At 52.6% G+C, this 19840-nt stretch carries 17 protein-coding genes, 1 tRNA gene and 1 pseudogene; 11 read left to right on the top strand and 8 right to left on the bottom strand.

What is annotated here, in order from left to right:
- Positions 1-115 precede the first annotated feature (115 nt).
- Entirely contained in the window at positions 116-694 is a 579-nt protein-coding gene (gene lpcA / locus NNO08_RS18055; RefSeq protein ID WP_016151815.1) for a D-sedoheptulose 7-phosphate isomerase, read from the top strand.
- Positions 695-857: 163 nt separating this feature from the next.
- The gene (locus tag NNO08_RS18060) at positions 858-1625 is read left to right on the top strand and encodes a class II glutamine amidotransferase (RefSeq protein WP_069323846.1); all 768 of its coding nucleotides are present in this window, start codon (positions 858-860) and stop codon (positions 1623-1625) included.
- Here the strand turns inward: NNO08_RS18060 and dpaA are convergent.
- The gene (gene dpaA, locus NNO08_RS18065; RefSeq protein ID WP_271442044.1) at positions 1596-2336 is read right to left on the bottom strand and encodes a peptidoglycan meso-diaminopimelic acid protein amidase; all 741 of its coding nucleotides are present in this window, start codon (positions 2334-2336) and stop codon (positions 1596-1598) included. The two genes, NNO08_RS18060 and dpaA, sit on opposite strands and share 30 nt — an antisense overlap.
- A gap of 347 nt (positions 2337-2683) precedes the next feature.
- Between dpaA and NNO08_RS18070 the strand changes: the two genes are divergently transcribed.
- Positions 2684-3445 carry a C40 family peptidase gene (locus tag NNO08_RS18070; RefSeq protein ID WP_271457246.1) on the top strand — a complete coding sequence of 254 codons (762 nt, stop codon included), beginning with the start codon at positions 2684-2686 and terminating at the stop codon, positions 3443-3445.
- Here NNO08_RS18070 and NNO08_RS18075 read toward each other — a convergent pair.
- Together NNO08_RS18075 and NNO08_RS18080 are read right to left on the bottom strand one after the other, a co-directional pair.
- Positions 3442-3693, bottom strand: coding sequence for a hypothetical protein (locus NNO08_RS18075; protein WP_271450290.1), 252 nt, complete (start codon positions 3691-3693; stop codon positions 3442-3444). The two genes, NNO08_RS18070 and NNO08_RS18075, sit on opposite strands and share 4 nt — an antisense overlap.
- Positions 3694-3806: 113 nt before the next feature.
- A pseudogene (locus NNO08_RS18080) lies at positions 3807-5525 on the bottom strand (flagellar biosynthesis protein FlhA); the annotation flags it as partial.
- On the opposite strand from NNO08_RS18080, the gene lafU reads away from it, so the two are divergent.
- Together lafU and dinB are read left to right on the top strand one after the other, a co-directional pair.
- A complete protein-coding gene (gene lafU, locus NNO08_RS18085) occupies positions 5437-6357 on the top strand; it encodes a putative lateral flagellar export/assembly protein LafU (protein WP_271455832.1) in 921 nt (306 codons plus the stop codon). The pseudogene NNO08_RS18080 and the gene lafU sit on opposite strands and share 89 nt — an antisense overlap.
- 138 nt (positions 6358-6495) lie before the next feature.
- Positions 6496-7551, top strand: a complete 1056-nt coding sequence (dinB, locus tag NNO08_RS18090) for a DNA polymerase IV (protein WP_202039388.1) — start codon at positions 6496-6498, stop codon at positions 7549-7551.
- Positions 7552-7702: 151 nt separating this feature from the next.
- Here dinB and pepD read toward each other — a convergent pair whose 3' ends face one another.
- Positions 7703-9160 (bottom strand): cytosol nonspecific dipeptidase, encoded by a 1458-nt coding sequence (gene pepD, locus NNO08_RS18095; RefSeq protein WP_271442039.1) that lies wholly within the window; start codon positions 9158-9160, stop codon positions 7703-7705.
- A gap of 261 nt (positions 9161-9421) precedes the next feature.
- Here pepD and gpt point away from each other — a divergent pair, with 261 nt between their 5' ends.
- The 3 genes from gpt (at position 9422) to crl (ending at position 11682) form a co-directional block, all read left to right on the top strand.
- A complete protein-coding gene (gene gpt / locus NNO08_RS18100; RefSeq protein WP_048212530.1) occupies positions 9422-9880 on the top strand; it encodes a xanthine phosphoribosyltransferase in 459 nt (152 codons plus the stop codon).
- Positions 9881-9978: 98 nt separating this feature from the next.
- Positions 9979-11223, top strand: a complete 1245-nt coding sequence (gene frsA / locus NNO08_RS18105; protein ID WP_271457247.1) for an esterase FrsA — start codon at positions 9979-9981, stop codon at positions 11221-11223.
- Positions 11224-11280: 57 nt separating this feature from the next.
- Positions 11281-11682: a sigma factor-binding protein Crl gene (gene crl, locus NNO08_RS18110; RefSeq protein ID WP_005133595.1), complete on the top strand. Its 402-nt coding sequence runs from the start codon at positions 11281-11283 to the stop codon at positions 11680-11682.
- A gap of 57 nt (positions 11683-11739) precedes the next feature.
- Here the strand turns inward: crl and phoE are convergent, their stop codons facing one another.
- Entirely contained in the window at positions 11740-12795 is a 1056-nt protein-coding gene (gene phoE / locus NNO08_RS18115; RefSeq protein WP_137384434.1) for a phosphoporin PhoE, read from the bottom strand.
- Positions 12796-13084: 289 nt separating this feature from the next.
- On the opposite strand from phoE, the gene proB reads away from it, so the two are divergent.
- The 3 genes from proB to NNO08_RS18130 all read left to right on the top strand — a co-directional run bounded on the left by proB (position 13085) and on the right by NNO08_RS18130 (position 15643).
- The gene (gene proB, locus NNO08_RS18120) at positions 13085-14188 is read left to right on the top strand and encodes a glutamate 5-kinase (RefSeq protein ID WP_202039385.1); all 1104 of its coding nucleotides are present in this window, start codon (positions 13085-13087) and stop codon (positions 14186-14188) included.
- Positions 14189-14199: 11 nt separating this feature from the next.
- A complete protein-coding gene (gene proA / locus NNO08_RS18125; RefSeq protein ID WP_271457248.1) occupies positions 14200-15453 on the top strand; it encodes a glutamate-5-semialdehyde dehydrogenase in 1254 nt (417 codons plus the stop codon).
- Positions 15454-15567: 114 nt separating this feature from the next.
- Positions 15568-15643, top strand: a tRNA-Thr gene (locus NNO08_RS18130).
- A 166-nt stretch (positions 15644-15809) separates the two neighbouring features.
- On the opposite strand, the gene NNO08_RS18135 is transcribed toward NNO08_RS18130, so the two are convergent.
- The 3 genes from NNO08_RS18135 to NNO08_RS18145 form a co-directional block, all read right to left on the bottom strand.
- Entirely contained in the window at positions 15810-16880 is a 1071-nt protein-coding gene (locus NNO08_RS18135) for an ABC transporter ATP-binding protein (RefSeq protein WP_271441882.1), read from the bottom strand.
- The gene (locus NNO08_RS18140) at positions 16873-18642 is read right to left on the bottom strand and encodes an ABC transporter permease (RefSeq protein WP_005133551.1); all 1770 of its coding nucleotides are present in this window, start codon (positions 18640-18642) and stop codon (positions 16873-16875) included. Before NNO08_RS18140 ends, NNO08_RS18135 begins: the two co-directional genes overlap by 8 nt.
- Positions 18643-18718: 76 nt before the next feature.
- Positions 18719-19807, bottom strand: a complete 1089-nt coding sequence (locus NNO08_RS18145) for an ABC transporter substrate-binding protein (RefSeq protein WP_202039381.1) — start codon at positions 19805-19807, stop codon at positions 18719-18721.
- Between the last annotated feature and the right edge of the window lie 33 nt (positions 19808-19840).

Below are 19840 nucleotides of genomic sequence, written 5' to 3' on the forward strand. Positions count from 1 at the left end.
TAACCGGCACAAAAAATCAAAAGCAGCAGCCATTCCTGTGGCTTGTACTTCTCGCTGGTAGCGCTATCCGGTACACTGCATCTTGTCATTTACATTCATGCTGAAGGATATCCTCATGTACCAGGATCTTATTCGTAACGAACTGAGCGAAGCGGCGGAAACGCTGGCTAATTTTCTTAAAGATGACGCCAATATTCACGCCATTCAACGCGCGGCGGTCCTGTTGGCAGATAGCTTCAAAGCCGGTGGGAAGGTACTTTCCTGTGGTAATGGCGGCTCCCATTGCGATGCGATGCATTTCGCCGAAGAGCTGACTGGACGCTATCGTGAAAACCGCCCGGGCTACCCGGCTATCGCTATCTCTGACGTCAGCCACATCTCCTGCGTCAGCAACGATTTTGGTTACGATTATGTATTCTCCCGCTACGTTGAAGCGGTTGGCCGTGAAGGCGATGTCCTGTTAGGCATCTCGACTTCGGGTAACTCCGGTAACGTGATTAAAGCGATTGCTGCGGCGCGTGAGAAGGGAATGAAAGTCATCACCCTGACCGGCAAAGATGGCGGTAAAATGGCCGGTAGCGCAGATATTGAAATTCGCGTGCCGCACTTTGGCTATGCCGACCGTATCCAGGAAATTCATATCAAAGTGATCCATATCCTGATCCAGTTGATCGAAAAAGAGATGGTTAAGTAAGCGGGTAATTTTTGCTGGTCTTATCGGGCCTGGAACGTGTAGGCCCGATAAGCGCAGCGCCATCGGGCATTGTGCCGGATGGCGACGCAAGCGTCTTATCCGGCCTACGAGCTGTGCTTTGCTGGTCTTATCAGGCAATTAACCGTTTTAAGGTAGGTGATGTATGTGCGAACTGCTCGGGATGAGCGCCAATGTGCCAACCGATATTTGCTTTAGCTTCACCGGGCTGGTTCAGCGCGGCGGAGGTACCGGGCCGCACAAAGACGGCTGGGGTATTACATTTTACGAGGGTAAGGGCTGCCGTACGTTTAAAGATCCGCAACCCAGCTTTAATTCGCCTATCGCCAAACTGGTTCAAGACTATCCCATTAAATCCTGTTCCGTGATTGCCCATATTCGTCAGGCGAATCGGGGTGAAGTGGCGCTGGAAAATACCCACCCGTTTACGCGTGAACTGTGGGGACGCAACTGGACCTATGCCCATAACGGACAGCTGAGCGGCTATAAATCGCTGGAAACCGGTAATTTCCGTCCGGTCGGCGAAACCGACAGTGAAAAAGCCTTCTGCTGGCTGCTGCATAAGCTGACCGAGCGTTATCCGCGCACGCCGGGTAATATGACGGCGGTGTTTAAATATATCGCGGCGCTGGCAGGAGAACTGCGAGAGAAGGGCGTCTTCAACATGCTATTGTCTGACGGGCGCTATGTGATGGCCTTCTGTTCGACCAACCTGTTTTGGATCACGCGTCGTGCGCCGTTTGGCGTGGCGACATTGCTGGATCAGGATGTGGAAATTGATTTTAGCTCAGAGACCACACCCAATGATGTGGTCACTGTTATTGCTACTCAGCCACTGACGGGCAACGAAACCTGGCAAAAGATTATGCCAGGCGAGTGGGCGCTATTTTGTCTCGGGGAGCGTGTAGTTTGATGCCAGCTGTGGCTGAATGACTTCGTGACTCAACGGCTTGCTGACGATATAACGGCCATCGACAACGGAAACGGTCGGTGGCTTACGCGTTTGTTCAAAGTAATCGTATCCCGGTTTTAGCTGCGACCAGAAATCTTTGTAATACGAAAACTTATGGCGCTGCATGTTCGCGTCAGTCATGCGGAACGGGTAAATGCTCACCTGAACGCTGGACTGGCCGAATACCAGAGCGCCGGTCACAAACTGGAAAATCTCATCAATACCGTTGTCGGTCATCGCATAGCAACCGACAGAAACGCAAGCACCGTGGATCATCAGGTACTTACCTTCGTAGCCGTGCGCACGATCGTAGGCGTTAGGGAAGCCAATGTTAATGGCTTTATAAAAGCGACTGTCTGGTTTGAGTTGCCCGCGCTGAACGCTGTAGAACCCTTCCGGACTTTTGAAATCACCCTGACGCTGTTTGGGCCCTAAGCCACCGGAGTAGTTACAGATCTTATAGCTGTCGAGCAGCTGATACTGTTCGCCCATCTTGACGTACAGATCGAGCGTCCGCTCTTCTTTAAAGATCTGAATATAGACAGGGGACCCCATCAATTGCTGCTTATATTCTTTGCTGATTGGCGTGGTTGGGCTGCCGCTGCTCAGCAAACCGGCAAATGAAACGCACGGCAATAAAAGCATCGCAAGAAAAAATGCGATTTTACGCATACTGCTTATTCCTTGATAAAACGATTACACACGCCAGGACGGCAAAAAGAGTCCCCAAATCAGAAAAGTCTGTATTTGGAGCGCTCACATTAGCACCAAGAGAGTTTTTCGCAAGTCTCTCGTGCGCCGTTTACACTTTAGTTTCTCTTTATACGGAAAATCGCGCAGAAAGGCAGTCAGACAGTGGCGTATTTTTTCATCGGCCTTTTGTCGTAATGCCTGATGAGTGTGCTAGTTCTAATGCATTGAATTTAAAAAATAATTATTTAATAATCGAATATTAAAACGGATTGTCAGGCCATCGCGCTAGACTGCGCTGAACGTGTTTGCCTCGGTACTCTTTTTTCATGTCTTTTGTCTCTGCGTCCCGACGTATTTTGCCGGGCCTGCTGTCTTTGTGTGTTGTGTTTTCATCGCCGTCGCTCGCCAAAGTTCAGCCCCTCTTATCTGACGCCCATTTAAGCTATGCGGCGCAAATGCGCATGCGTAACCGCGCCCGGCTGCTGAAGCTGTACCACGCGCAGGTAAAAAAGCAGGCAAGTTATGTGGTGGAAGGCAATGCGCAAAGTAAAAGCGCGCTGCGCCAGCAGAATCGGGCGCTGATTAAGCAGCACCCGGAATGGTTTCCCGGGCCGCTTAAAGCCAGCGATCACCATTGGCAGGCGCTCGCCGAGAACGCACATTTTCTTAGCAGCGATCATTTGCACAACATCACTGAAGTGGCTATCCATCGTCTCGAGCAGCAACTGGGTAAACCTTATTTGTGGGGCGGGACCAGCCCGGATCAGGGCTTTGACTGCAGTGGGCTGATTTTTTACGCCTACAACAAAATACTGGCAGCAAAGTTGCCCCGTACGGCGAACGAAATGTATCACTATCGACGGGCAACGATTGTGGCTGATCGCGATCTTCGTCGTGGTGATCTCGTGTTCTTTCACATTCACAGTCGGGATATTGCCGATCATATGGGCGTCTATTTGGGGCAGGATCAGTTTATTGAATCACCACGCACGGGAGAAAGTATTCGGGTAAGTCATTTATCTGATGCGTTTTGGCAAGACCATTACCTCGGCGCCCGGCGTATTCTTACGGAGAATACGATTCTTTAATTCATAATCAGCAGGAGTAGCGTCATAAAAGCAAAGATCAGTACGCCGACGAAGAGCAACTCGCACAGTTCAAACAGTAAATACGTGGCGGAAGCCTGCTCTTTACGTTTCGGTCGATGTTTTTGGCGGGGGGATGTGCTCGCCTCCTCCTGCCGATGGACAAACTCCATAAACGTTAGCCATTGTCGGGAATAACGACGATGCCCCGGTTCGTGAGGCACCATTTTTTCAGCCTGCTTCCGTGCCATTACATTTCAGTCCCTGTAAGTGTAATGCGATCCCATCAATTGCCTGTATTTCTTACGTAATGTAATAAAGCGACAAAGTAAGTTAAGACTTAAGTTGCCGCCCTGGGTTTACGTTAGCTCAACGCTCCCATAATGTTTAATTCCAGTTCGTCCGGTACTTCGTTATACGACAGTACTTGCAGTCCGGGTGCAAACAGCCGCGCATAGCGCGCGAGCAGAGGACGTAGCTGCGGTGCGACCAGCAGTACCGGCTCTTTACCCGCGGCTTTCATCTGTTCTTTAATCTGCGGCATAGTGGTCTGGAATTGATTGAGCATATTCGGATCGACCGGTACGCTATCGAGCACCACTTTGCCGCTTTGCTGAGCCTGATTCACCACATTCGCCAGCAAGTTCTCCAGCTCATTATTCAGCGTGTATACCGCCAGCTCATCTTTGCGCACAAACGGGTGGGTAATACTACGGCGCAGCGCGAGACGGATATCAGCGGTTAACAAAATATGATCCTTGGTAACGGCACTACTGGCGACCAGTACAGTGGCGATCGTGACGATATCGCGCAATGAAACACCGTCAATAAGCAGTGCCCGGTACACCTTCAACAGCTGGCTATAGTTCAATGCAGCACTGAGATCTTCAGCCAGCCGCGGTGCCATCGAGGAGAGGCGATTATGCAATTGTGTAATATCGTCGTAGTTAAACAGGTCAGGGATGTAGTTGCGGATGACTTTATTCACATGTGTCGCAATCACACTGGCGCTATCGATAACCTGATAACCCATATTGAGCGCTTTTGCTTTCTGCGCCGGTTGAATCCAGGTGACGGGCATCCCGTAAGCCGGATCGTTACCTAACACACCATCAATCTCGCCATAGGTCTCACTGGAGGGGAGCGCCATCAGCTTATCTGCGGGGATATCTGCTTCATCGGCTTTGATTCCGTTGATAAAAATGGCGTACTGCGTGGGTTTCAGCCTGAAGTTTTCGCGAATACGAATTTCTGGTAGCAACACGCCGTTGTTATCGGAGATAACTTGCCGTACGCCGCGAATGCGCTGGGTCAGCGGATTGCCTTTCGATTTATCCACCAGCGACACCAGCTTGTAGCCCAGACTCAGGCTAATGGGTTCAATCAGCGGAATAGTCTCCCAACTGACCTGCAGTTCGCTGGTTTCGGCGATGGCTTTGCTCAGCGTTTCGAGACTCTTCTCTTCAGTTTCTGCGACTTTCGGTCGTTTGCTCATACGCCAGGCGGTAAACCCGAGCAGCCCGCTGAAAATCAGAAACGGGAAGTGCGGCATCCCTGGTACCACCGCCAGCACGAACATAATGCTGGTGGCGGTATACAGCACGGAAGGGCTGGCCAACAGTTGTGTGCGAACGTCGGAAGCAATATCGCCATTATCGCTGACGCGCGTCACGATGATTGCCGCAGCCGTCGATAGCAGCAGAGACGGGATTTGCGCAACCAGGCCGTCACCGATGGTCATCAACACGTATTGCTGGAAGGCCGCCTCGGCACTTAAATCGTATTTAAAGATTCCGATGCAGACACCGCCAATCAGGTTGATCGCCAGTATCATCATCCCGGCGATGGCATCCCCGCGTACGAATTTTGATGCGCCGTCCATTGCACCGTAGAAATCGGCCTCGCTGGCGACATCTTTACGGCGAGTCTGCGCCTGTTGCTGGTTGATAAGCCCGGCATTCAGATCGGCATCGATCGCCATCTGCTTACCGGGCATGGCGTCCAGCGTAAAGCGGGCAGAAACCTCGGAGATTCGCTCTGCGCCTTTGGTTACCACAATGAAGTTGATTGTAAACAGCGTCAGTAAATCAGAACGAGAAAACATCGTGGCGGCCTTGCATGGTCAATCCATCTTTAACGGCGGTGGGCTTGCGCCACTGAATAAGATTGGCAAGCAACCTCTACCTTCTACGACGAAAAATCAAAGTATCACCCGCGCGAATCTGGATAAAGAGAAGACCGCTGCACCGAAAGAGACGGCAACGGTGAGCGCAGAAACAGAAAAGAAAGCGCGTGATGTGAATGAGAAAACGGCCCTGTTAAAGAAAAAATCGGCGAGCGAGTTGGGTGAGTTGGCAACCGACATTAGCGTGATTGCCAGGAATGCGCATATGGAAGCCAACCTGGAGATGGAGATTGTGCCCCAGGGGCTACGCGTATTGATTAAAGACGACCAGAACCGGAATATGTTTGAACGGGGTAGCGCCAGAATTACGCCCTTTTTTAACGCGCTGCTGGTTGAACTGGCCCCGGTGTTTGATTCGCTGGACAACAAACTCATCATCACCGGGCATACGGACGCGATGAGTTACAAGAGCAATGTCTATAACAACTGGAATCTCTCCGGCGACCGTGCACTGTCGGCCCGTCGTGTGCTGGAGGATGCCGGAATGCCTCAGAGTAAAGTGATGCAGGTTAGCGCAATGGCCGATCAAATGCTGCTGGATGCCAAGAATCCTGAAAGTGCAGGTAACCGACGCATTGAAATCATGGTGTTGACGCAAAGTGCCTCTGACACGCTGTATCAATATTTTGGCCAGCACGGAGAGAAAATTGTGCAGCCGCTGGTGAACAAACTGGATAAACAGAAGAAGGTGACGTCTTTGCGCCAACAACCTGCTCCCGTCGTTCATTAAGGGGGTTTTCGCCCTTCACATTAGGGGGGCATAATCCCGTCTGGCATTCATCATGGATTTGTCATTTTGCGGGTCGGGTGCAGGCTTCTCATATCATAAAAATACTGTATACTTAAACAGTATTATGGGAGGCGAGCGATGCGCAAAATCATACATGTCGATATGGACTGCTTTTTCGCGGCGGTGGAAATGCGTGATAACCCGGCCCTGCGCGACATCCCCATTGCTATTGGTGGCAGTCGCGAACGCCGGGGTGTCATCAGCACCGCCAATTACCCGGCACGAAAGTTTGGTGTGCGTAGCGCAATGCCTACAGGAATGGCGCTAAAACTGTGCCCGCATCTCACCTTATTACCCGGCCGTTACGACGCTTATAAAGAGGCCTCTCGCCAGATTCAGGCCATCTTCTCTCGCTATACCTCGCTCATCGAACCCCTTTCGCTGGATGAAGCCTATCTTGATGTGACCGACAGTCCCCACTGCCACGGCTCGGCCACGTTGATGGCACAAGAGATCCGTCAGACGATTTTCAACGAACTACAGCTAACCGCTTCTGCGGGGGTTGCTCCGGTTAAATTTCTGGCCAAAATCGCCTCCGACCTGAATAAACCCAACGGGCAATATGTGATTACTCCCGCGGATGTTCCCGAATTCCTCAGAACGTTACCGTTGGGGAAAATACCCGGCGTCGGCAAAGTCTCTGCCGCGAAACTGGAATCGATGGGATTGCGGACCTGTGAAGATGTTCAAAAATACGATCTGGCCCTGCTGCTTAAGCGGTTTGGTAAGTTTGGTCGTGTGCTGTGGGAACGTAGTCAGGGTATTGATGAACGCGATGTGAATAACGACAGGCTGCGAAAGTCAGTCGGTGTCGAGCGCACGCTGGCGGAAGATATTCATGAATGGTCGGAGTGTGAGGCGATTATTGAGCGACTCTACCCGGAACTGGAGCGGCGGCTGGCAAAGGTTAAACCTGATCTCTTCATCGCCCGTCAGGGGGTGAAGTTAAAGTTTAATGATTTTCAGCAGACGACGCAGGAACACGTCTGGCCGCGCTTAAATAAAGAGGATCTGATCGCGACGGCGCGCAATACCTGGAATGAACGTCGGGGAGGGCGCGGGGTAAGGCTGGTGGGATTACACGTAACGCTGCTGGATCCGCAGATGGAAAGACAGCTACTGTTGGGGATTTGACGCTAACGTATTGCCGGATGGCGGCGTAAATGCCTTATCCGGCCTACAAATCAGCGTGCAGGCCGGATGGCGACGTAAATGCCTTATCCAGCCTACAAACCAGCGCGTAGGCCGGATAAGCGCAGCGCCATCCGGCATTTATTGCAGAGACTTACTTCGCGGGAATAGACTTCAGCAGCTCGGTCAGAAGCGTCCAGTAATGACCGACGCTTTCAATATGAACCTGCTCATCCGGAGAGTGCGGGCCGGTGATAGTCGGCCCAATGGAAACCATGTCCATATCCGGATACGGTTTCTTGAACAGACCGCATTCCAGACCTGCGTGGATAATCTGGATATTCGGCGTCTTGTTGAACAGACGCTGATAGGTTTCACGCACCAGGTGCATAACCGGTGAGTTTGCATCCGGCTGCCAGCCAGGATACGCACCTTTGGCTTCCGTTTTCGCGCCAGCCAGCTTGCCCAGGGAATCCAGCATGCTTACCACGTAGTCTTTACCGCTGTCGATCAGCGAACGAACCAGGCAGTGAATCTGTACATTATCGTCAGTCATGGTCACAACGCCAACGTTCAGCGAGGTTTCTACAACGCCTTTTGCCACGTCGGAATTGCGGATTACACCGTTTGGCGTCGCGTTCAGCAGACGAATGAAGCTATCGCGAGACTGGGTAGTCAGTGCGGCTTTGTCGTTGCTGACGGCATCCAGCAGCAGCGCCAGATTCTTCTCTTTTGCTTCCAGCTCGTTTTTCAGGATCTCCTGATACGTGCTGACCAACGCTTTTAACGCATCAACTTTATCGGCAGCAACGGCGAGGGTCGCAAAGGCTTCGCGCGGAATAGCGTTACGCAGCGTACCGCCGTTGAAGTCAACCAGACGCAGATCCAGTTCCTGGGCGTGGCCTGCCAGGAAGCGTACCAGCAGCTTGTTGGCATTACCGAGGCCAACGTGGATTTCGCCACCGGAGTGACCGCCTTTCAGGCCTTTTAAGGTCAGCTTAAAGTTCTGGAAGCCAGCAGGAATAGCTTCACGGGACAGCGGCAGGTTAGAGGTGAAGTCGATACCCCCTGCGCAACCCATGTAGATCTCACCTTCTTCTTCAGAGTCGGTGTTGATCAGGATATCAGCCTGCAGCCAGTTCGCCTGCAGACCAAATGCGCCGTCCATGCCCGCTTCTTCGGTCATGGTCAGCAGCACTTCCAGCGGACCGTGTACCACGTTGTCATCAGCCAGTACCGCCAGCGCAGACGCCATACCGATACCGTTATCTGCACCCAGCGTGGTACCACGGGCTTTTACCCATTCGCCATCAATATACGGCTGGATCGGATCTTTGGTGAAGTCGTGCACGGTGTCGTTATTTTTTTGCGGGACCATATCCAGGTGCGCCTGCAAAACAACCGGCTTGCGATTTTCCATTCCTGCGGTAGCGGGTTTACGAATCAGGATATTACCAACCTGATCGCGCTCGACGTGGAAACCTTTCTCCTGGGCCCAGCTCAGAATGTGTTCAGCGAGTTGCTCTTCATGGTAGGACGGATGAGGAATAGAACAGATTTTGGCAAAAATATCCCACAGCGGTTGCGGGGATAACTGAGACAGTTCAGACACGTTGAGTCTCCTTGGCGATGTCCTACAAAATTGACTTGCAGGCCACGGGGTTAGCGGAATTAAAAACACCACAAGTCAGGCTTGCGCGATGCGATTGAGAATACCACTTTCTTCGCTGACGGCTAGTATAAAGCATGTAAAAAGAGGCGCGGATTCCGCGAAACACTGGTTTTTAGTGCGTCAGGTCTCTATAATCTCGCGCAACCTGGTTCACCCTCAATTTATTAATTAGCCGTAGATAAACAGGCTGGGACACTTCACATGAGCGAAAAATACGTCGTCACCTGGGACATGTTGCAAGTCCATGCACGTAAACTGGCAAGCCGCCTGATGCCTTCTGAACAATGGAAAGGCATTATTGCCGTTAGCCGTGGTGGTCTGGTGCCGGGCGCATTGCTGGCGCGTGAATTGGGCATTCGTCATGTCGATACCGTATGCATCTCCAGCTACGATCACGACAATCAGCGCGAACTGAAAGTGCTGAAGCGTGCGGAAGGTGACGGTGAAGGTTTCATCGTGATCGATGACCTGGTAGACACCGGTGGTACCGCTGTTGCTATCCGCGAAATGTATCCTAAAGCGCATTTCGTCACTATCTTCGCTAAGCCGGCAGGTCGTCCGCTGGTGAATGACTATGTGGTTGATATCCCGCAGGATACCTGGATTGAGCAGCCGTGGGATATGGGCGTGGTATTTGTTCCGCCGATCTCTGGTCGCTAATCTAAAAAGTTTTCAACGCCCGCACTGCCGGGCGTTGTTCTTTTTGTGCGGTGTCAGGTTACACTATGCCTTAGTGAGTACTCATGGAGGCCGTAATCATGTCGCAGGCTAACCTCAGCGAAGTTCTGTTTAAACCCCGCTTCAAACATCCTGAAACGTCAACGTTGGTTCGTCGTTTTAACCACGGCGCGCAACCGTCTGTGCAGTCCGCTCTGGATGGCAAAACAATCCCGCACTGGTATCGCATGGTGAATCGCCTGATGTGGATCTGGCGTGGGGTCGATCCGCGTGAAATCCTTGAAGTGCAGGCGCGTATCGTCATGAGCGAAGCCGAACGCACGGATAAAGAGCTCTACGATACGGTCATTGGCTATCGTGGTGGAAACTGGATCTACGAGTGGGCGAAGCAGGCGATGGACTGGCAACAGAAAGCGTCTATGGAAGAGGACCCGCAGGTGAGTGGTCGCCACTGGCTGCATGCCTCCACGCTGTACAACATTGCAGCATACCCGCATTTAAAAGGTGATGAGCTGGCAGAACAGGCGCAGGCCCTGGCCAACCGCGCTTACGAAGAGGCGGCCCAACGACTGCCAGGTACGCTGCGCGAGATGGAATTTGCCGTTGCCGGCGGTGCGCCGGTAACCGGTTTCCTGCACATGCCAAAAGGCGACGGCCCGTTCCCGACAGTGCTGATGTGCGGCGGCCTGGATTCCATGCAAACCGACTACTACACCCTGTATGAGCGCTATTTCGCTCCGCGTGGTATTGCCATGCTGACGCTGGATATGCCTTCGGTCGGATTCTCGTCAAAATGGAAATTGACCCAGGATTCCAGCCTGCTGCATCAACATGTATTAAAAGCGCTGCCAAATATTCCCTGGGTTGATCATACCCGTGTGGCAGCATTCGGTTTTCGCTTTGGCGCTAACGTCGCAGTACGCCTGGCCTATCTTGAATCGTCGCGCCTGAAAGCTGTGGCCTGTCTGGGACCGGTGGTCCATGCGCTGCTTAGCGACCCAGAGCGTCAGGCTTCAGTACCGGAAATGTATCTTGACGTTCTGGCCAGCCGTCTGGGGATGCACGATGCGTCCGATGAAGCGCTGCGCGTCGAGCTAAACCGCTATTCATTAAAGGTACAAGGGCTGCTGGGCCGTCGCTGTCCAACGCCAATGCTCTCGGGGTTCTGGAAAAACGATCCGTTTAGTCCGGAAGAGGAGTCTCGCTTAATTACTTCGTCATCTTCTGACGGTAAGCTGCTGGAGGTTCCGTTCAACCCGGTGTATCGCAATTTTGACAAAGCGCTGCAAGAAATTACCGGGTGGATCAATCATAGATTGTGTTAATAGATTGCTAAATTTTATTGGTTTGGTAAAACAGTTGCTTCACCTAAGGAGATCGCAATGACGTTACCGAGTGGACACCCGAAAAGCAGATTGATCAAAAAATTCACCGCGCTTGGCCCATACATCCGCGAAGGGCAGTGCGAAGATAATCGATTCTTTTTCGATTGTCTGGCTGTTTGCGTCAACGTGAAACCGGCACCAGAGAAACGTGAATTTTGGGGCTGGTGGATGGAGCTGGAAGCGCAGGAGAAACGCTTTACGTACAGCTACCAGTTTGGTTTGTTCGATAAAGACGGCAACTGGACCGCCGTGCCGATTAAAGAGACTGAAGTGGTAGAGCGACTGGAATACACCTTACGCGAGTTTCATGAAAAGTTGCGTGGGTTGTTAACGACACTGAATCTGGCGCTGGAGCCTGCTGACGACTTTAAGGATGAGCCGGTTAAATTAACGGCATAATGAACAGAAAAAAAGCCGGATGGTGGAGCAACCCCATCCGGCTTTTTTTATGCTATATCAAAACTGGTAGACCATACCCACCGCGACGATATCATCATCGTTGATGCCCAGCTTATTATTGCTATCCAGTTGGTTGATTTTATAATCAACAAAGGCTGACATATTTTTGTTGAAATAATAGGTCGCGCCCACGTCGATATAATTCACCAGATCTTCATCGCCTACGCCTTCAATATCTTTACCTTTTGACAGCACATAACCCAGGGATGGACGCAGACCAAAGTCAAACTGGTACTGAGCGACCACTTCGAAGTTCTGAGTTTTGTTAGCAAAGCCACCGGAAATAGGTGTCATATTGCGTGTTTCAGAATAGAACGTTGCCAGATAAATATCATTGGCATCATATTTTAAACCTGTTGCCCAGGATTCTGCTTTATCGCCGGTACCCCGGTTTTGCAGGTTCTGCTGATTGGTACGGTCGGAGTTGGTATATGCACCACTGATGGCGAAATCGCTGCCGCCAAAGTCATACGTCACGGAGGTACCAAAGCCGTCGCCGTTCTGTTTTTTCACATCGCGATCCTGGTTTTTGCCCTGATATTGCAGGGTAAGATCCAGACCATCAACAACGCCGAAGAAGTCGGTATTACGGTAAGTGGCCAGGCCGCTGGCACGTTTGGTCATAAAGTTATCGGTCTGTGCGGAAGAGTCACCGCCGAATTCCGGGAACATATCCGTCCACGCTTCCACGTCATACAGCGCACCCAGGTTACGACCATAATCAAACGAGCCAAAATCTTTTAATTTCACACCGGCGAAAGCCAGACGTGTTTTTTGCTGATTGGTTTCGTTTTCCGCTTTATTTCCTGCGAACTCAGCTTCCCAACGACCATAACCGGTCAGTTGATCGTTAATTTGCGTTTCGCCTTTAAAACCTAAGCGGATATAGCTCTGGTCGCCGTCTTTGCTGTCATAATCAGTCATGTAGTGCATCGCTTTGACTTTGCCATACAAGTCCAGTTTATTACTGTTCTTGTTATAGACTTCTGCCGCCTGTACGGACGCCGATGCAACAATTCCCATCACCACTAATGCCAGAGTGCTCTTTTTCATTTTCATTCCTGATTTAAAGTACGCGCTAATATTTACTGGGTGTGATCCCCGTTAAAAGACAGGAAGGTTTTTAACGTCTGGCAATGAACGTTTTATGACAAAGTAAGAATATTTTTAAAAAAGAATGTTTTTTTGTGTCTGTAATAAATGCGTCAAAATCTGCCGCTACGCTTGCTGATCCTGCGCAATAAAATTTCATGCTTTGTGCGCTGGCTGTTGGCAACCGGAGCCAGTCCTGCTAAAACGTTCGTTTGATATCATTTTCCCCAATTTTGAATGGCAGAGAATCATGAGTGACAGCCAGACGCTGGTGGTAAAACTTGGCACCAGTGTGTTAACGGGCGGATCGCGCCGCCTGAACCGCGCCCATATCGTCGAACTGGTTCGCCAGTGCGCGCAGCTCCATGCCGCAGGGCATCGTATTGTTATCGTTACCTCGGGCGCGATTGCAGCCGGGCGCGAGCATCTTGGTTACCCTGAACTCCCGGCGACGATAGCGTCGAAACAACTGTTGGCGGCGGTAGGGCAGAGTCGATTGATTCAATTATGGGAACAGCTGTTCTCAATTTACGGTATTCATATCGGCCAGATGCTGCTGACGCGTGCGGATATGGAAGACAGAGAGCGCTTCCTTAATGCCCGCGATACGTTGCGTGCGCTGCTGGATAACAACATTGTTCCCGTCATCAATGAGAACGACGCAGTGGCGACTGCTGAAATTAAAGTCGGTGATAACGACAACCTTTCGGCGCTGGCGGCGATCCTGGCGGGTGCCGATAAGCTGCTGCTGTTGACCGATCAACAGGGTCTGTTTACTGCCGATCCGCGTACTAACCCGCAGGCGGAACTGATCAAAGATGTTCACGGTATTGATGATGCGCTGCGCGCCATTGCCGGGGACAGCGTCTCTGGTCTGGGAACCGGGGGGATGGGAACTAAATTACAGGCTGCCGACGTGGCCTGCCGCGCGGGTATCGACACCATTATCGCCGCAGGCAGCAAGCCGGGCGTCATTGGCGATGTGATGGAAGGTGTTTCCGTTGGGACGCGTTTTCATGCGCAGGCTTCTCCGTTGGAAAACCGTAAACGCTGGATTTTCGGTGCTCCGCCTGCCGGGGAGATTACCGTCGATGAGGGTGCTACCGCGGCGATTCTGGAGCGCGGCAGTTCATTGCTGCCAAAAGGCATTAAAAGCGTGACAGGCGACTTTTCTCGTGGTGAAGTGATCCGCATCTGCAACCTCGAAGGGCGTGATATTGCCCACGGCGTCACGCGCTATAATAGTGACGCGTTACGCCGTATTGCCGGGCACCACTCACAACAGATTGACACTATTCTTGGCTATGAATATGGCCCGGTTGCTGTCCATCGCGACGATATGATTACCCGTTAAGGAACAGGCATATGCTGGAACAAATGGGCATTGCTGCCAAAGCTGCGTCGTATAAGCTGGCGCTACTCTCCAGTCGCGAAAAAAACCGCGTGCTGGAAACCATTGCTGATGAGCTGGAAGCGCAAACGGAAAGTATCCTCAGCGCGAACGCACAGGATGTTGAACAGGCGCGTGAAAATGGCCTGAGCGAAGCGATGCTTGATCGCCTCGCGCTGACTCCTGCGCGTTTGAAAGCGATTGCTGACGACGTGCGTCAGGTGTGTAATCTCGCTGACCCGGTCGGGCAGGTGATTGACGGCGGTCTGCTGGATAGCGGTCTGCGTCTGGAGCGTCGTCGCGTCCCGCTGGGCGTGATTGGCGTGATTTATGAAGCGCGTCCTAACGTCACCGTTGATGTGGCTTCGCTGTGCCTGAAAACGGGCAATGCGGCGATTCTGCGCGGTGGAAAAGAGACGTACCGGACGAACGCCGCCACTGTGGCGGTGATCCAGCATGCGCTACAAGCCTGCGGTTTACCGGCCGCTGCGGTGCAGTCGATTGATAACCCGGATCGTGCGCTGGTCACTGAAATGCTGCGGATGGATAAGTACATCGATATGCTGATCCCTCGCGGTGGCGCAGGGCTGCACAAGCTGTGTCGTGAACAGTCGACTATCCCGGTTATCACCGGTGGTATTGGCGTATGTCATATCTATGTAGATGATACGGCTGAGATCGCCCCGGCGCTGAAGATTATCGCCAACGCCAAAACGCAGCGTCCAAGCACCTGTAACACTGTCGAGACACTGTTGGTGAATCAGAGTATCGCTGAGCGCTTCCTGCCTGCACTAAGCCAGCAAATGGCAGAAAGCGGCGTGACGCTTCATGCAGATGATGCCGCACTAGCCGTGTTGCAGGCCGGACCGGCAAACGTCGTGGCGGTAAAAGCGGAACAGTATGACGATGAGTTTTTGTCGCTGGATCTGAACGTGAAGATTGTTGCCGACCTGGATGATGCCATTGCTCATATTCGTGAGCATGGTACTCAGCATTCCGATGCGATTCTGACGCGTACGCTGCGCAACGCCGATCGTTTTGTGAATGAAGTCGATTCTTCCGCCGTGTACGTAAACGCCTCGACCCGTTTTACCGATGGCGGTCAGTTTGGGCTCGGTGCGGAAGTCGCCGTGAGCACGCAAAAATTACACGCGCGTGGCCCAATGGGGCTGGAAGCACTGACCACTTACAAGTGGATTGGCTTTGGTGACGACACGATTCGTGCGTAATTGAAACCGGGTGATGCAAAAATAGGCGTTTGATTCACAAGGCCATTGACGCATCGCCCGGTTAGTTTTAACCTTCTACCCCGTGTTCGCATTCATGGACATGTCCTTATCAGGGCCGATATAGCTCAGTTGGTAGAGCAGCGCATTCGTAATGCGAAGGTCGTAGGTTCGACTCCTATTATCGGCACCATTTCTCTATTTCTTCGGACTGATTTTTACCCTTTTCTGTACCAGGCCCAGCCCGTTTGATGCCATCAGCACGATGAGCAGCATCTCATTGTACGCAAAAATATCTTCTGTATTACCGCTATCCTTCCTGCAGAAAAAGGAGCAGCGACAGCCGCTCCCTTCTGGCATCAGGATTTTGGGAACACCCAAACATGTTTTTCGGGTAAGGCCAGGTGGCAGTGCTGCGGATCGCGTACTTCGTTGCCGTAGGCGCGGATGACAAAATCATCAGCCACGGTGCGGAACAGGTACTCCCAGCGGTCACCGAGATACATGCTGGTGAGCAACGGGAGAGCCAACTGGTTTTCGCCTGGCCCGTCGGCCAGCACCACACGTTCAACGCGGATCACCGCGGTGCCCTCATGGCCAACCTGAACGCCGTCACCCGCCTGACCCCACAGAACCCAGTCACGTCCTTCAATACGTGCTTTGCCGTCACGCACTTCTGTGACTTTGCCATGCAGACGGTTGTTGCTGCCCATAAATTCAGCGGTGAACAGCGTTTTTGGGGAACCATACATCTCTTGCGGCGTACCCTGTTGTTCAATTTTGCCGTTGTTGAGTAGCAGAATGCGGTCAGAAATCGACATCGCTTCTCCCTGGTCATGCGTCACCATCAGCGCGGACAACCCGAGATTAATAATCAACTCACGCAGGAATACGCGCGCTTCTTCCCGCAGTTTTGCATCAAGGTTGGATAACGGCTCATCGAGCAGGATCACGGGTGGGTTATAAACCAGTGCCCGGCCAATCGCTACACGCTGTTGCTGACCGCCAGAAAGTTGATGCGGATGGCGCTTACCCAGATGTCCCAGGCCCAGTTGATCCAACACACCCTGTACCCGTTGGTTGATCTCTGCGGTGGAGACTTTGCGCAACTTCAGCGGGTAGGCCACATTCTCAAATACGGTTTTATGCGGCCACAAGGCATAGGACTGGAACACCAGCCCCAGGTTACGCTCCTCGGCTGGGATTTCGCTGCGCGGGGTGCCGTCGTAGACTTTGTTGTTGCCGATGGTAATTGACCCTTGTGTCGGTTTTTCCAGCCCAGCCACGGCGCGCAGGAGGGTGGTTTTACCGCTCCCGGACGGCCCCAGTAACGAAACCACTTCGCCCCGTTTGAGGTCCATGGTCACGCCCTTTAGCACCGGGTTATCACCGTAGGTTAAGTGCAGGTTCTCGACCGATAATTCAATCATGTAATTTCACTCCAAAACGTAGGGCAATACCCAGGCCCACCACCACCAACAGAATATTGATAAACGAGAGTGCGGCGACGATGTCGATAGCACCTGCCGCCCACAGAGATACCAGCATCGAGCCGATGGTTTCCGTGCCCGGCGACAGCAGATAGACGCCCGTTGAATACTCACGCTCAAAGATCAGGAACATCAGCAGCCATGAGCCAATCAGCCCATAACGTGAAAGCGGAATGGTAACGTGGCGGGTAATCTGCCCACGCGTCGCACCGGTGCTGCGTGCCGCTTCCTCCAGTTCTGGCCCCACTTGCAGCAACGTTGAGGAGATGAGGCGCAGGCCGTAGGCCATCCACACCACCGTATACGCCAGCCAGACGCTGAAAATGGTGCTCCGTAGCGAGCGCAGCCAGACAATCAAAGTGTCTCGCAACCACTGCGACCACGGCATACCTGATAACCAGCCGGATTTCAGCGCGTTATCGAGCCACATTGGTAAGAACAGGAATACCCACAGAAATGCCAGACCCGCGAGCAGGCCCGGCACTGCACGGGGCACCAGTACGCTGTAGTCGAGAAAACGCGTGGTGTTATCCGGCTTGCGGTGCATCGCGATACCGATAAACAGATAGCAACCTACCGCCAGCGCGCCGCCGATCACGCCAATCGCCATGGAGTTGACGATGGCCCGCAACAGATTCGGCTGTTCCCAGATGGTACGGAAGGTGCTGAGGGACAGCTCATCCCACAGCGACACACCCACCCCCCAGTTGGAGATAAACGCACGCAGCACCACGCCCATCAACGGTACGCCAATGGTGATGGTCAGCCAAAACGCGACCACAGCACCCGCTATCCAGCGCCATTTACCCAGCGGTAACGCGCGGGCCTGTGAGGCTTTACCCTTCATGGTCACGAAGCGGTTAGCGGTACGCATCAGGCGACGCTGTAGCATGACCAGTGGGATGGTCAGGCAGATCAGTACCACGGCAACTGCCGCCATCAGGTGATACGACGGCGTACCCAGTTTATTGGTCAACTGATACAGGTAGGTTGCCAGCACCATGTTGCCTTCAGGGTCGCCCAATACCAGCATCAGACCAAAGACTTCCAGACCGAGGAAAAACAGCAACACCACGGCGTACAGAATAGATGGGCGAACCATCGGCAGGCTGACTGATGTCATGACCTGCAGCGGGGATGCGCCGGAGATACGCGCGGCTTCCTCCACGTCTGAGCTCACGCTGCGCAGCGCTGACGAGATATACAGATAAGCGTGCGGTACGTGTGTCAGGCCTGCAATGACCACGATGCTGGACATGTCGTAGATATTCCACGGCACGAAGCCAATCAGCGATTGTGCCCACAGTGACAGGAAGCCCACCGGGCCTGCGGCCACCACATAGCCAAAACCCAGCACCATCGGTGAAACAAAAATAGGCACCAGGATCAGCGGCTCAATCAACCGTCTACCCGGTAAGTCGGTACGTACCATCAGGAAGGCCAGTATACCGCCCAGAGGAATGGCGATAATGACCAGCCCGAATGCGAGAATAAAGCCACTTTTCAGCGCTTTATAGAAGTCGGGGTCGGTAAAAATAAAGCCAAAGGATTCAAGGCTCCAGTCCTTTGCCGGCGAGAAGAACGGCGCGGACAAAAAGCTTTGTATCACGATGAACGACAACGGCGTGTAGATAACCAGCGCGGTTAACAGCACGACGATGCCACGCGGCAAGCTTTGCCACTTTCTGCGTAATGCATTCATAAGCGGAGATCCGGTAACACGTATTCAGGAAACGAGCACCAGGCGCACCAGTGAACCGTGCGCCCGGTTCTGGCTCTTATTTGGCCGCGGCTTCACGCCACTGTTTGATGTAATCCAGACGTTTTTTCGGTTGCAGGTATTCAAGTAATGACTCATCAACTGGGATCGGCTTCAGCGCGCTACCCAGCATTTTGGTCATACCGTCGATGTCATTTTTACCTTCGATATCGTTGCGAATAGACGGAATATCGGCCTGGTTGGCGAGGATGTTTTGCCCTTTCTCAGACAGCACATAGTCCAGCCACAGTTTGGCGGCATTGCTATGCTCTGCCTGCTGGCTGATGAAAGAAACTCGTGACAGCACCAGGGTGTAGTCCTTCGGATAGGAAATGCCCAGTGACGGGTCGTTTTTGGCACGTGCTTCGGCGTAAGAGCCGAGGATATTATAACCAATCAGGTTTTCACCCGATGAAACCCGCTCCATCATCGTACCGGTGGACGATTGCACGGCTAACCCGCCTTTCGCCACGTCGGCCAATGTTTTGAAGTAGTTCGGATCGGCCTTGTAATCCAGCACCGATAGCATGAAGCCAACCCCGGATTTTTCGATATCGTAGGTGGTGACTTTGCTTTTGAATTTATCCACCTGGCCTGCAATCAGCTTGGCCAGTGCGGCGTGAGAATCCGGAACCTCGTTCGCCGGGATGAGGCGCTTGTTGTAAATAAACACCACCGGCTCGTAGGTGGTGCCGTAGGCTTTGTTGTGCCAAACAGCCCATTTCGGTAGCTGGTTCTGCTCTGCTGAAACATACTCCATGGCATAGTCGGTCGCGAGCTTCATCGCGGTATCCATGGAGGAGCTCCAGATGACGTCACCGCTGCCGCCGCCAGCAGCCTGTTCGCTGATATAACGGTTATACAGCTCGGTGCTGTTCATATCGTTATATTCAACTTTGATGCCCGGATAGGTGGCTTCAAAGCCCTGAATCAGCGGCCCAGCCGCTTTGGTATCCGTTGTGGAGTAAACCACGACTTTGCCTTCTTTGGTGGCGGCATCAACCACCTTTTGGTAGTCAGCCGGATACCCCTGCGGCAGTGCGGACAGAGCAGAAAACGACATGAAAACAGCAGCAGAGATCAGAGAGATGCGGAATGTGTTCGCCATTATTATTAACCTTCTAGTTACATTTGAGGAACT

The sequence above is a fragment of the Citrobacter sp. Igbk 17 genome, from assembly GCF_028069775.1.
Lineage (GTDB): Bacteria > Pseudomonadota > Gammaproteobacteria > Enterobacterales > Enterobacteriaceae > Citrobacter.

What these genes read in the sequence shown, in the direction of transcription:
- lpcA (WP_016151815.1), top strand. Translation starts at nt 116, where the DNA reads ATGTACCAGGATCTTATTCGTAACGAACTGAGCGAAGCGGCGGAAACG.
- NNO08_RS18060 (WP_069323846.1), top strand. Translation starts at nt 858, where the DNA reads ATGTGCGAACTGCTCGGGATGAGCGCCAATGTGCCAACCGATATTTGC.
- dpaA (WP_271442044.1), bottom strand. Translation starts at nt 2,336, where the DNA reads ATGCGTAAAATCGCATTTTTTCTTGCGATGCTTTTATTGCCGTGCGTT.
- NNO08_RS18070 (WP_271457246.1), top strand. Translation starts at nt 2,684, where the DNA reads ATGTCTTTTGTCTCTGCGTCCCGACGTATTTTGCCGGGCCTGCTGTCT.
- NNO08_RS18075 (WP_271450290.1), bottom strand. Translation starts at nt 3,693, where the DNA reads ATGGCACGGAAGCAGGCTGAAAAAATGGTGCCTCACGAACCGGGGCAT.
- lafU (WP_271455832.1), top strand. Translation starts at nt 5,437, where the DNA reads ATGGCGTCCAGCGTAAAGCGGGCAGAAACCTCGGAGATTCGCTCTGCG.
- dinB (WP_202039388.1), top strand. Translation starts at nt 6,496, where the DNA reads ATGCGCAAAATCATACATGTCGATATGGACTGCTTTTTCGCGGCGGTG.
- gpt (WP_048212530.1), top strand. Translation starts at nt 9,422, where the DNA reads ATGAGCGAAAAATACGTCGTCACCTGGGACATGTTGCAAGTCCATGCA.
- frsA (WP_271457247.1), top strand. Translation starts at nt 9,979, where the DNA reads ATGTCGCAGGCTAACCTCAGCGAAGTTCTGTTTAAACCCCGCTTCAAA.
- crl (WP_005133595.1), top strand. Translation starts at nt 11,281, where the DNA reads ATGACGTTACCGAGTGGACACCCGAAAAGCAGATTGATCAAAAAATTC.
- phoE (WP_137384434.1), bottom strand. Translation starts at nt 12,795, where the DNA reads ATGAAAAAGAGCACTCTGGCATTAGTGGTGATGGGAATTGTTGCATCG.
- proB (WP_202039385.1), top strand. Translation starts at nt 13,085, where the DNA reads ATGAGTGACAGCCAGACGCTGGTGGTAAAACTTGGCACCAGTGTGTTA.
- proA (WP_271457248.1), top strand. Translation starts at nt 14,200, where the DNA reads ATGCTGGAACAAATGGGCATTGCTGCCAAAGCTGCGTCGTATAAGCTG.
- NNO08_RS18135 (WP_271441882.1), bottom strand. Translation starts at nt 16,880, where the DNA reads ATGATTGAATTATCGGTCGAGAACCTGCACTTAACCTACGGTGATAAC.
- NNO08_RS18140 (WP_005133551.1), bottom strand. Translation starts at nt 18,642, where the DNA reads ATGAATGCATTACGCAGAAAGTGGCAAAGCTTGCCGCGTGGCATCGTC.
- NNO08_RS18145 (WP_202039381.1), bottom strand. Translation starts at nt 19,807, where the DNA reads ATGGCGAACACATTCCGCATCTCTCTGATCTCTGCTGCTGTTTTCATG.